At 54.4% G+C, this 11,690-nt stretch carries 11 protein-coding genes and 1 pseudogene; 10 read left to right on the top strand and 2 right to left on the bottom strand.

The genetic code is table 11. From position 1 onward, the window contains the following. Positions 1 to 23: 23 nt before the first annotated feature. Positions 24 to 1,163 (top strand): acyl-CoA dehydrogenase family protein, encoded by a 1,140-nt coding sequence (locus N6V40_RS11955; protein WP_262197800.1) that lies wholly within the window; start codon positions 24 to 26, stop codon positions 1,161 to 1,163. On the opposite strand, the gene N6V40_RS11950 is transcribed toward N6V40_RS11955, so the two are convergent. After that, the gene (locus tag N6V40_RS11950; protein ID WP_262197799.1) at positions 1,160 to 1,399 is read right to left on the bottom strand and encodes a DUF5703 family protein; all 240 of its coding nucleotides are present in this window, start codon (positions 1,397 to 1,399) and stop codon (positions 1,160 to 1,162) included. The genes N6V40_RS11955 and N6V40_RS11950 overlap by 4 nt on opposite strands. A 44-nt stretch (positions 1,400 to 1,443) precedes the next feature. On the opposite strand from N6V40_RS11950, the gene N6V40_RS11945 reads away from it, so the two are divergent. The 3 genes from N6V40_RS11945 to mshC all read left to right on the top strand — a co-directional run bounded on the left by N6V40_RS11945 (position 1,444) and on the right by mshC (position 3,946). Further along, complete coding sequence (locus tag N6V40_RS11945) at positions 1,444 to 1,653, top strand: hypothetical protein (RefSeq protein ID WP_262197798.1); 210 nt, start codon at positions 1,444 to 1,446, stop codon at positions 1,651 to 1,653. 78 nt (positions 1,654 to 1,731) lie between these two features. After that, positions 1,732 to 2,556 (top strand): undecaprenyl-diphosphate phosphatase, encoded by an 825-nt coding sequence (locus N6V40_RS11940; protein ID WP_262197797.1) that lies wholly within the window; start codon positions 1,732 to 1,734, stop codon positions 2,554 to 2,556. A gap of 127 nt (positions 2,557 to 2,683) precedes the next feature. Beyond that, complete coding sequence (gene mshC / locus N6V40_RS11935) at positions 2,684 to 3,946, top strand: cysteine--1-D-myo-inosityl 2-amino-2-deoxy-alpha-D-glucopyranoside ligase (protein WP_262197796.1); 1,263 nt, start codon at positions 2,684 to 2,686, stop codon at positions 3,944 to 3,946. Between the two features lie 49 nt (positions 3,947 to 3,995). On the opposite strand, the gene N6V40_RS11930 is transcribed toward mshC, so the two are convergent. Then, a complete protein-coding gene (locus N6V40_RS11930) occupies positions 3,996 to 4,904 on the bottom strand; it encodes a proteasome assembly chaperone family protein (protein ID WP_131088180.1) in 909 nt (302 codons plus the stop codon). 82 nt (positions 4,905 to 4,986) lie between these two features. On the opposite strand from N6V40_RS11930, the gene N6V40_RS11925 reads away from it, so the two are divergent. From N6V40_RS11925 to N6V40_RS11900, 6 genes and pseudogenes are all read left to right on the top strand, one after another. Next, positions 4,987 to 5,700 carry an HAD family hydrolase gene (locus N6V40_RS11925; RefSeq protein ID WP_262197795.1) on the top strand — a complete coding sequence of 238 codons (714 nt, stop codon included), beginning with the start codon at positions 4,987 to 4,989 and terminating at the stop codon, positions 5,698 to 5,700. Then, positions 5,697 to 6,824 carry a site-2 protease family protein gene (locus N6V40_RS11920; RefSeq protein WP_131088182.1) on the top strand — a complete coding sequence of 376 codons (1,128 nt, stop codon included), beginning with the start codon at positions 5,697 to 5,699 and terminating at the stop codon, positions 6,822 to 6,824. Before N6V40_RS11925 ends, N6V40_RS11920 begins: the two co-directional genes overlap by 4 nt. A gap of 43 nt (positions 6,825 to 6,867) precedes the next feature. Then, on the top strand, positions 6,868 to 7,923 hold the full coding sequence (locus N6V40_RS11915; RefSeq protein ID WP_131088183.1) for a tRNA (adenine-N1)-methyltransferase: 1,056 nt from the start codon (positions 6,868 to 6,870) through the stop codon (positions 7,921 to 7,923). Between the two features lie 201 nt (positions 7,924 to 8,124). Beyond that, positions 8,125 to 9,779: pseudogene (arc, locus tag N6V40_RS11910) on the top strand (proteasome ATPase). Continuing rightward, positions 9,776 to 11,392 (top strand): depupylase/deamidase Dop, encoded by a 1,617-nt coding sequence (dop, locus tag N6V40_RS11905; protein ID WP_262197794.1) that lies wholly within the window; start codon positions 9,776 to 9,778, stop codon positions 11,390 to 11,392. The pseudogene arc and the gene dop overlap by 4 nt, the downstream one beginning before the upstream one ends. 62 nt (positions 11,393 to 11,454) lie before the next feature. Continuing rightward, a complete protein-coding gene (locus N6V40_RS11900; RefSeq protein WP_131088185.1) occupies positions 11,455 to 11,640 on the top strand; it encodes a ubiquitin-like protein Pup in 186 nt (61 codons plus the stop codon). Positions 11,641 to 11,690: the final 50 nt, after the last annotated feature.

Raw genomic sequence — 11,690 nt, 5'->3', positions numbered from 1 at the left:
CAATAAGTTTCAGGAGAAGTTAGTTGTCAATTGAGTCAGTCCTATCGGAGCAGTTGCTCGAACGATTCCGGGAACGCGCCACAAAATACGATGCAGAGAATACGTTCTGCACCGAGGACTTTGAAGAGTTAGTTTCCCTGGGATATCTCAAGGCATTGATCCCAGTTCAAGATGGGGGACTGGGATGGAATTTTGAGCAGCTTGCCCTAGCACAACGCCGGCTTGCCACCGCCGCACCAGCAACCGCCTTGGCCATTAACATGCACCAGGTTTGGGCTGGTGTTGCCTATCTTCTTTCGGCACGAGGCGATACGCGCCTACAGATGGTGACTAACTGGATTGCTCAAGGCGAGGTGATGGCCTTCGGAATTTCGGAGCCAGGCAACGACTCGGTGCTTTTTGATTCCAAGACCAGCGCCGTCAGTGAAGCAGACGGATCGGTGACCTTTAATGGAATCAAGATTTTCACTTCACTCTCACCGGCATTTACCCGCCTAGGCGTATTCGGCAAGGATGAAGCGAACAATGAATTGGTGCATGGCTTCGTAGCTAAGGGCCAAGGCGTTGAATCCCTGGGGGATTGGAACACCCTAGGTATGCGAGCGAGTCAATCACACACAACTAAACTGCGCGATGCCGTGGCACCTGAAGAATGGGTTCACAGCCGACTTCCCATCGGTCCCAACTCAGACTTGCTCGTCTTTGGAATTTTCGCCTCATTCCTGACGCTGACCGCAAGCGTTTATGTGGGTATCGCTGACCGGGCTGTGAGCATGGCGCAAGAAACGCTGAACAAAAAAGTTCGTCACGACGGAACAAAGTACTCACAGGACGTTCGATCTCGCGGGCTACTAGCTGATGCGGCCATGCGCCTAATTTCCTTAGACGCGCTACAGCGCTCAGTGGCTGGCGATTTGGATTCTAAGGTGGACCACCGCGAAGAATGGTTCCCGAAGCTGGTCACGTTACGCACTATTGCTGGTGCGAGTGCGCGGGAGAATGTTCAGGTCCTTGGACAGCTCGTTGGTGGCGGGGGATATTTCCGAGGATCAGAATTCGAAAGACTGTGCCGCGACGTTCAAGCCAGCTGGTATCACCCCTCTAATGCTGCCTCCGCTGCCAACACCGTTGCTTCTTGGCTCGTTGGCCCGCTAGAGAGCTAGTTCATGGGTGGCAGGGTACTTCGAATGCGCATAACCCTGCGGCGTAGCCAATACTTGTACACCCCGCCCTCGTAACGGCATGTGCGCATGAGCTCCCATTTGCCGTTGTCAGCATGCTCGCGTAGCGCCGCGCGGGCTAGGTGCACTGGTTCGGTGGGGAACGACGTGATCACCAAATATTCGAAGCGCTGTTCATCGGAATGATGTAGCGATGGCTTAATTATTTCTTGAAGCACCTTGCCCCCTATCTAAAGAACCCTTTGCGTTGTAGCGTAATGCCATGAGCACTGATCCCAGTTTTGCACTGCAATCATTGATTGCCCGGCTTGAGCAGCATCTGGCTGTTGTCTCGCAGAGTCGTGGCGCCGCCGAATCTTCCGTTGATGCTGCATTTGGTGTACTCGCGGATGCCTTCGAAGACTACGAAGACGCTCTCTATGACCAGTATTCCGAACTTTTGCCTTTCACCATACCTTCAGACGATCAGTGAGTACGACCACGGGGTGAATTTCGCCCCAATCGTGTTTTTTAGACACGATCCTCGTTGGCAGTGAAGTAATGTCAAGGGGTGAATTGGTTTGAAGCAGCATTCCTCGGATTGATCCAGGGCCTGACCGAGTTCCTCCCGATCTCGTCCTCAGCGCACCTCCGTATCGTTGGTGAACTCCTACCCAACGCCCAAGACCCCGGTGCAGCCTTTACGGCTATCACCCAGCTTGGTACCGAAACCGCAGTGATCTTGTTCTTCTGGCGAGACATTGTGCGCATCATCGGCGCCTGGTGCAAGGCACTGGTCGGTAAGGTTCCGCATTCGGATCCCGACGCCAAAATGGGCTGGCTGATTATTGTCGGCTCCATCCCCATTGCAGTTTTGGGAATCTTGCTCGAAGACTACATCGATTCGAACTTCCGTTCGCTGTGGATTGTAGCGACCACGCTGGTTGTCTTTGGTCTCTTCTTGGCAATCGCCGACCACTACGGCAAGCAGAAGCAGGGCTTGGAGGACCTTACCGTCAAGCACGGCATCCTTTATGGTCTTGCCCAGGCTATGGCGCTGATTCCAGGCGTCTCGCGCTCTGGTGGAACGATCACCGCAGGTTTGCTCATGGGCTACACCCGTGAAGCGGCAGCCCGCTACTCGTTCCTCTTGGCTATCCCAGCGGTCTATGCCTCTGGTCTATACAAATTGGTGAAGACCTTCGATGAGCCAGGCGTTTATAGCCTTGGCCAGACCGGCTTGGCTACGGCCATTGCCTTCGTTGTTGGTTTCTTTATTGTCGGTTGGTTCTTGAAGTTTGTCTCCACCCACTCGTACCGGTTCTTCGTCTGGTACCGCATCTTGCTGGGTCTAGTACTCTTTGTTGCTTTGGGCTTCGGCCTGATCAACGCATAATCTGCATAATTGGAGATGTCCGTGGAACGCTTCACGGACATCTCTGCGTTAACGGGAATAAACCTAGTCCTGCTTCACTTGGACTTAAAGGAACAAAATCGTCGCATCTGCGAAAGGACGTACATCAGTGCACGCGTGGAAAAACCCTGAGGTACCTCAGGTGGTTGGTTCAGCACCAATACTGGAACTTTTTAACACCGCCACCGGTAACCTGCAGGCCACCGCATCCGCGGACGCTGCCAAGGCCGATGCAAGCATGTACGTCTGCGGGATCACCCCGTATGACGCGACCCATATGGGCCATGCTTCCACCTATGTCACCTTCGACCTGGTGCACCGCACCTGGCTCGATAGCGGTCGTAGCGTTGCCTACTCGCAGAACATCACCGACGTTGACGATCCACTGCTAGAACGCGCAGAAGCTACTGGCGTTGACTGGCGCGATCTAGCCGAGGAACAAGTTCAGCTCTTCCGCGATGACATGGAAGCGCTGAACGTCATTCCTCCGCAGAACTACATTGGCGCCGTGGAGTCAATCAGCTGGTTGGTACCTGTAGTTGAGCAGCTGCTTGAGTCGGATCTGGCCTACAAGGTGCCAGCGGGCCCGGACGGTGTTGAAGGCGACATCTACTTCGACACCTATGCTGCACAGAACGACGCCTGGAAGTTAGGTTCGGTTTCCAACTACGACCGCGAAACTATGCTTGGCTTCTTCGCCGAACGAGGTGGCGACCCGCAGCGTGTTGGTAAGCGCGATTCGCTGGATCCACTGCTGTGGCGCGCGGCTCGCGAAGGTGAGCCGTCGTGGGACGGCGCAAAGCTAGGTACCGGGCGCCCGGGATGGCACATTGAGTGTTCGGTGATTGCTCGCAAGACCTTGCCAGCACCATTCACTGTTCAGGGTGGCGGATCAGATTTGATCTTCCCTCACCACGAATTCTCTGCCGCTCACGCTGCCGCCGGCGACCACCACGAGCTAGCTCAAACCTACGTTCACACCGGCATGGTCGGCTTGGACGGAGAAAAAATGAGCAAGTCTCTGGGCAACCTAGTCCTCGTTTCAAAGCTCCGTGCAGCTGGCGTTGAGCCAGTGGCAATTCGTGCGGTACTGCTCTCACAGCACTACCGTACCGATTGGTTCTGGACCGATAACCTGCTCGCTACCGCTCAAGAGCGTGTGGCTTCCTGGCGCGAGCGTCTAGAAACCACTTCGCAGCACGAAGCTACAACGCTGCTGGACAGCATTCGTTCCCACATGGCGAACGACCTCGACGCTCCTGGCGCATTGGATGCTATCGATCAGTGGGCTGCGCAGCCTGCCGGTACTTCCAACGACGGCGCTCAGCTGTTGCGCGAGGGTATCGACGCGCTGCTAGGCCTCAAGCTTTAGGCCACAACGCAGTACGTAGATGATCGGATGATCATTGCAGGGATCGACTTCAGAATTCGAAGTCGGTCCCTGATCCATCTGGACGGTACTTTCCTCGTCGGCGCAAGTAGCGTTCGAACTCTCGAGCGATTGATTCACCGCTAGCTTCAGGAAGATTGCTGGTATCGGTAGCCTCTTCGAGCTGCTTCACGTACTTGGCCACATCGGGATCCGCCGCGGCCAGCTCATCAACGCCATGCTTCCACGCCAGGGCATCTTCGCGTAGTTGTTGATCTGCCACGGTGATGGGCAGCAACTCTTCGAGTATTTCAATGAATGCCAGCTGCACCCGAGGGCTAGGGGACTGGGCCACATAGTGCGAGAGCTGGGCCCAGAGGGAGAGGCAAGGGATCTGGCGACGCTGAAATTCAATACCCAAGATAGAAGGTATTCCGGTGGGACCTTCATAATCCGAAGGATCTACTTTGAAATACTCCTGGAACCGGACATCGTCGCTGCTCAGGGACGTCGGGACCGGGCGAGTATGCGGAACATCAGCCAATAATGCTCCAAGCGTCAAAATCGCCTGCGCATTATGTTCTTGAGCTATGTCTACGATTTGTGCACAGAAGTTTTTCCACTTAAAAGTAGGTTCCACGCCTATTACGACCAATAGGTCTGCGGCAGCTTGCGGAAGCGCTACCTTAAATATTTCAGTGCGTGGCCATTCCACCACTGCACCTTGATCGGTGCGTCGAGTCTTGGGACGGGAGAACTGGTAGTCGTAAAAGTCGTCTTCACCGATGGTGGCGATCAGCTCAAAAGTGTTCTCTTCGAGTAATAAGCGCACCGCATCGCTGGCAGCTGAACCGGCATCATTCCATCCTTCAAAGGCCGCCACGACGATAGTGGGGCGAATCTCATGCTCACTCTGGGCAACATAAGTATTCAGCGTTGGGGTGTGGAAATCCTTGGTCAATGCAAACTCCTATCCAGCGTTCTAGCCCACGGCGTGGCTTGCCGAAGCGGCTTAGCCCCACTCTTCCATCTAGAATGGACTCATGCCAAGCACCAGTTTTGACTTTAATTCCGGCTCACACCCCAGAACACCGCAAGCGGTCCTCTGGGATATGGACGGCACCTTGATTGACACCGAACCTTATTGGATCGCTGCCGAGGAAGAACTGGTGGCCGCACATGGTGGGCAATGGAGTGAAGAACAGGGCTTGTCGTTAGTTGGCAGCGCGCTTCCTAACTCGGCTCGCGTTCTCCAAGACGCTGGCGTGAAACTTGATGTACGTCAGATTATCGATCTGCTCAGCGCTCAGGTGATTGCCGGTCTTAAGCGTGAAATTCCTTGGCGCCCCGGGGCCCGCGAATTGCTGACGGCCTGCAATCAAGCGGGAATTCCGCAAGCTTTGGTCACCATGTCTGAGCGCAGCATTGTCAACGAGCTATTGGAACAACTGCCAAAAGACACTTTTCTTACCTCCGTAACTGGCGAAGAAGTCAGCAAGGGCAAACCCAATCCGGAACCCTACCTTCGTGGACTTGAACTCCTTGGTGAAGCACTGGACCAAAGCCTTGACGCTGAAAAGTGCATCGGATTTGAGGATTCAGTACCCGGTATCGCTTCGGCTTCGGCTGCAGGGCTGCATGCTGTACTGATCCCTAACGCCATTGATCCAGGCGACGGCAACTGGCGCCGTGTAGATAGCCTAGAAAACGTAGACGTAGCAGAAATGACTCGATGGTTGGTGCAGGTTAGCGCGTGAGCGAATCTTCAGAACAAGCTCCCGGAATTAAACTCGGCCGTATTGGCGGGGTTCCGGTATATCTTTCGAGCTCGTGGTTCATTATCACCGCTGTGATCACCATTTCGGTGGGACTGCAGCTGTCTCGGAGCCAATGGATCCCGGCGCTGAACGCCTACCTTATGGGTTTTGCGTGCGCTGTGGTCATCGCCCTAGCGGTATTGATCCATGAGGTCGCCCACGCCATGACGGCGCGGGCCTTCAAGTGGCCAGATGCCCACATTGTGCTCACCCTGATGGGCGGTCACACCCAATTTGGTTCGTTCAAGGCTAAGCCTGGCGCCTCCCTCTGGGTAGCACTATCGGGACCTGTCTCGAACTTTGTCCTAGCTGGCATCGGCTGGTTGGTTCTTGAGAATCTCGAATTGAACGTCTACGCCAAACTTCTTTTGGACTTCTTTGTCTACGCGAACCTGTTGCTTGGTGCCTTTAACGCTTTGCCAGGCCTTCCACTCGATGGTGGACGGCTTGTTGAGTCGATTGTTTGGAAAGCCACCGGGTCCCAGTTCAAAGGCACTATCGCTTCAAGCTGGGTAGGTCGTGTGATTGCGATCGGCGTGGTCTTCTTCTTCGTGGTTTATCCGTACCTTCGCGGACAAGAAGTTCAAATCATCACCGCGGTGGTTGGGCTGATGGTGGCAATCTTCATGTGGCAGGCCACAACTTCGTTGATTGCCCACTCCAAGATGATGCTGAACCTTCCCACCGTGATCGCCTCAGATCTTATGAGCCCGGCCTCGGCCATGGTCTCCCAGGCCATGGTCTCCGACGTACTGACGCGGCAGAATCAACGCGAAGGCTCCATTATCCTTGTTGATGCCAAAGGCATGCCGGTGGGAGTCGTGGATATTCAAGCTCTTTCGCGTGTTGACCCAGCGAACGCTACGACGGTCCCCGCTCTGGCGGTCTCCAGGGCCCTGGGCCAAGGAGCCATCGTGTCCGAGGAGTCGGATGGCCGAGCATTGATCGACTACCTAGCAAGCGTTGACTCTGCAGAGTACGCGGTCATCAACGCCCAGGGGCAGGTTGTAGGACTGCTGCACCAGCGCGATATCGTCAAAGCCGTTACCGGCCGACGCAAGTAAACTTTTAAAGACTGTATAGAGCATTAAGAAAAGGATCACTCCAGTGAGCGAAGCCATCAGCCCGGCACCCCATGGTGCGGCAGCCCGACGTGGACCATTCCGCGTAGGCGACCGCGTGCAGTTGACCGACGAGAAGCGTCGAATCAACACCATCACCTTGCAAACCGGTGGTGAGTTCCATACGCATAAGGGTATGCTCCCGCATGAGGCCATTATCGGCTTGCCCGAGGGCTCGGTTATTGAGAACATCGATGGTTTTCGATACCAGGCGCTACGCCCACTGGCCAAGGATTTTGTGCTCTCCATGCCACGCGGCGCCACGGTTGTTTACCCCAAGGATGCTGCTCAAATTGTCCAGTTTGGTGACATCTTCCCGGGTGCACGCGTGGTGGAGGCCGGCGTAGGATCTGGCGCACTGTCCATTTCGCTACTGCGCGCGGTGGGCGATGATGGTTACCTGCACTCTTTTGAACGACGCGAAGAATTTGCAGATATTGCTCGCGGTAACGTCTCGACCGTTTTTGGCGGGGACCACCCTTCGTGGAAAATCTCCATCGGCGATTTCCAAGACAAAGTAGTTGAACTTGAAGAGCCAGCCAGCGTTGATCGTGTGGTGCTGGATATGCTCAGCCCATGGGAATGCCTTGAAGCTGTGGCCACTGTTCTTGCTCCTGGTGGCGTATGGACCAACTATGTTTCTTCGGTGACTCAGATGTCGCGTGTGGTTGAGGCTATTCGTTCTTCCGGGCAGTTCACTGAGCCTGAGTGCTTCGAAACCCTGGTCCGCGGATGGCACGTTGATGGTCTGGCTGTTCGTCCGGATCACCGCATGGTGGCACACACGGCATTCTTGATCACCTGCCGCCGATTAGCAGATTCCACTGATGCGATTCCAAAGGCTAAGCGCATCAAGGAGCACTCGTACTCTTCTGAAGATTTGAGCGCTTGGACTCGAGATCATGATGAGCAGCAGTGGAGTGCTGAGGCACTAGGCGAGCGTGGAATCTCCGATAAGAAGTTGCGTCGTGCCAATCGGGATGCCCATCAGGCTGTTCGTGTGCGTGAATCCCTGAATTCAGAAGAATCAGCAGACGACTAACTAGCAATACTTTCACATACTGAGACAATGCGTCTCAGTATGTGACTTCGGGCCCTGAGTGTTCTGCACTCGGGGCCCGAAGTTCTTAGGATGGATACAAGACGGTGCGCCAAGCACTGGAAAGCCTCGCTGTTGCTTTGATAGCCAGCGACGTTGCAAGTTGGGAGTTGGAACGTGAACGAACATCACGAGACAGAACAAATGGCCGAGCGTCTGCAAATGACCGAACGCCAAGTTAATGTACTGCGCGATAAGAATCGCAATCTCGACAATCAACTTTCCGGGCTTAGCGGCAATAACCAGCGACTGGTTGCACTGCTGGAGACTACGCGTGAGCAGATCATTACCCTAAAGTCCGCGTTGGAAAGAGATGGGGACACCCCGTTCAGCTATGGCACGGTCGTAGCCAAGCACCCACGTAAACACCCCGAAGCAGGTCAAGGAATTGAGTCAACGGGTGCCCAAGGCGTTGACGTTGTCTATTCTGGACGCAAAATGCGAGTCGCCGTTAGTCCCTTGATGGACTTCGACTCAGTGCTTATCGGCCAGCAAGTTTTGCTTAACGAAGCGCTGGTTGTTGTGGCTGCCTTAGGTTTTGAAGAAACCGGCGAACTGGTCACCGTCAAGGAACTGTTGGACGATAATCTTGCCGTGGTCATGGCACGAGCCGATGACCAACGCGTGATCGAACTAGCGGACCCGTTGCGCAAAACGCATTTGCGGGTTGGTGACCAGCTCACCGTTGACTCACGCAGTGGCATGGCGGTTAGTCGCGTGCAGCTGACCGACATGCAGTCACTGGTTCTTGAAGAAGTTCCGGAGATTGCCTACTCCGATATCGGTGGTCTGAACTCGCAAATCGAGGCCATCAAAGACTCGGTCGAATTGCCCTTCACTCACCCAGAGCTGTACCGCGAACACGGGTTGAGCGCGCCTAAGGGAATCCTGCTATACGGGCCTCCAGGTTGCGGTAAGACGCTGATTGCCAAGGCTGTGGCACACTCGCTGTCCCAGCGTGTGTTGGAGCGTAAAGAGGGCAACAGTTCCCGCAGTTACTTCTTGAACATCAAGGGGCCAGAGCTTCTAGATAAGTACGTGGGCGAGACCGAGCGTCATATCCGGTTGATCTTCGCCAGGGCCCGTGAAAAGGCTCTGCATGGCGATCCAGTTGTTGTCTTCTTTGACGAAATGGAAGCGTTGTTCCGTACCCGCGGTACAGGTGTCTCTTCGGATGTCGAGACCACTATTGTTCCGCAGCTGCTGGCAGAAATTGACGGTGTTGAACGCCTGGATAACGTCATTGTTATCGGTGCCTCGAACCGTGAAGACATGATCGACCCAGCCATTTTGCGTCCAGGTAGATTGGACGTGAAGATCAAGATTCGGCGCCCCGATGCAGCTGGTGCGACAGAGATCTTCAGCAAGTATCTAACCACCAAGCTTCCATTGCATCAGACCGAACTGTCAGCTGACTCAGGCGATGCATCAGCGACCATCCGCCGGATGATTGATTCAACGGTGTCCGCGATGTATTCAACGGAGCGGATCAACGAATTCCTAGAGGTCACCTACGTGACCGGCGACAGCGAGATTCTTTACTTCAAGGACTTTGCCTCGGGCGCAGTGATTCACAACATCGTTGACCGAGCAAAAAAGCATGCCATCAAGGCACTGATAACCTCGGGCGAACGCGGTCTGAAAATGGAGTACCTGTTGCGTGCGGTTCGCGAAGAATTTGCTGAACACGAGGACATGCCAAACACCACCAACCCGGATGACTGGGCCAGAATTTCAGGACGCAAGGGGAGCGAATTAGCAACATTCGCTCTTTGGTTAACCATCAGGCCGCCTCATGAGTGCGCGCCGCCTAGTAGGGCTAGAAACCGAATACGGCATTATTCGCCCGCAGATGCCCAAGGCCAATGCCACGGTGCTTTCGGCGCAGATTGTTGATGCCTATGCGCAGTTAGTTGCCGAGCAGAGCACAAGTGCCACAGCAGCCCGTTGGGACTATGCCGACGAATCCCCATTGCAGGATGCCCGTGGTTTTGCCATGGACCGAGATCAGGCACATCCAAGCCAGCTCACCGACGCTGAACCGGGTTTGGACGAGCCTGGGATCTGGACTGCCGAGTCCATCGCTTTAGATGGAAATGATGCGCGCGTAGGGTCAACTCTGTACCAAGAGAAAGATTCCACCGAAGTTGTCATGAACATGGTTCTTGGCAATGGAGCAAGGCTCTATGTGGACCACGCGCACCCCGAGTACTCCAGCCCTGAATCCTTAACTCCACGTGCGGCAGTCTTGTGGGATCAAGCCGGCGATGAGGTGATGCGACGCGCGGCAGTGACGGCGCAACGCTTAGGTGGCGGTGAACTGTTGCTCTACAAGAACAACACTGATAACAAGTCCGTTTCCTACGGTTCGCACGAGAACTATCTCGTTCCTCGCGAGGTCGAATTCTCCTCCATTGTCAAAGGTCTGACCCCGTTCTTCGCCAGCCGACAAATCTTCTGCGGTTCCGGACGAGTAGGGCAGGGCATGCTTGGGCAAAAACCAGCCTTTCAGATCTCGCAACGTGCCGACTTCTTTGAAGCTGAAGTCGGTCTAGAAACGACCATCAACCGTCCAATTATCAATACCCGCGATGAGCCCCATGCAAACTGGGACAAATATCGTCGACTGCATGTGATCATTGGTGACGCGAACCTCGGCCAAATTTCGACGTTGCTTCGAGTTGGAACAACCAATCTGGTGCTCTCGCTGATTGAAGCAAATATGGCTCCGGATCTTGAACTGGCCGAACCAGTTGACGCACTTCAGCAAATTAGCCACGACCCTAGCCTGAAGGCAAAGGTCAGGCTCCGAGGTGGACGTGAACTCACCGCCATTGAGATTCAGCGGCTCTATCTAGAAGCCAGTCAAAGGTATTGCACCGAGCGTGGAATCGACGATCCAGACACTGCCGAAATCTTGGAGCGCTGGGAAAATATTCTTGAGCTCCTTGAGCGTGATCCATTTTTAGCCGCGGATCAGGTCGATTGGATTGCCAAGTACAAGCTCATCAACGGGTTTACCCAACGTCACCAGTTGTCATTGGCTGACCCTAGAGTCGCAATGATGGATCTACAGTGGGCTGACTTGCGCACCGACAAGGGTCTGTATTACCGAATGGCAGCCAGAGGCGCGATGCAAACCCTGTTTAGCCAAGAACAAATCAATCAAGCAGTAACCAACCCGCCGGAAGACACCCGCGCATATCTGCGTGGAATGGCCCTGCAACGGTATGCCCCGTATGTGATTGCCGCGAACTGGGATGCATTGTCTTTCGCAGTTCCAGGCGCTCGGCAGATTAGTCGTTTCCATATGGCTGAGCCGCTGTACGGAACGCGAGAGAGCGTGGGCGACTTGTTTGATGCGCAGTTGCAGATTTCAGATTTTATTGATGAATTAGCTCGTCGTCGCTAAACAGCGCAGAATAGACATGAGTCTCAGGTCTTAGTCGAGATTCAAGATTTTAGGAGATAGTAATGACTCAGGAAAGCTTCTCAGCTCGCCGTTCAACTCAGAATCAGTCGCAGGAAACTGAACAGATTCAGGTAAATACCAACGCTCAGTCCGCTGGGGTCGATGACCTGCTTGATGAGATTGACTCGGTTCTTGAATCTAACGCCGAAGAATTTGTTCGCGGTTTTGTGCAAAAGGGTGGTCAGTAGAGCCTTAATGCCCATGGGGCATAGCTCATCTGTCATCAACTCCAAGTAAC

The organism is Glutamicibacter sp. M10 (assembly GCF_025452055.1).
Classification (GTDB): Bacteria; Actinomycetota; Actinomycetes; order Actinomycetales; family Micrococcaceae; genus Glutamicibacter.
The sequence above is the reverse complement of the archived record's forward strand: the minus strand, read 5'-3'. Positions and strand labels throughout refer to the sequence as shown.

Bases quoted from the DNA above. Each gene is read 5' to 3' on its own strand.
- N6V40_RS11945 (WP_262197798.1), top strand. From the start codon at position 1,444: ATGAGCACTGATCCCAGTTTTGCACTGCAATCATTGATTGCCCGGCTT.
- N6V40_RS11900 (WP_131088185.1), top strand. From the start codon at position 11,455: ATGACTCAGGAAAGCTTCTCAGCTCGCCGTTCAACTCAGAATCAGTCG.
- dop (WP_262197794.1), top strand. From the start codon at position 9,776: ATGAGTGCGCGCCGCCTAGTAGGGCTAGAAACCGAATACGGCATTATT.
- N6V40_RS11925 (WP_262197795.1), top strand. From the start codon at position 4,987: ATGCCAAGCACCAGTTTTGACTTTAATTCCGGCTCACACCCCAGAACA.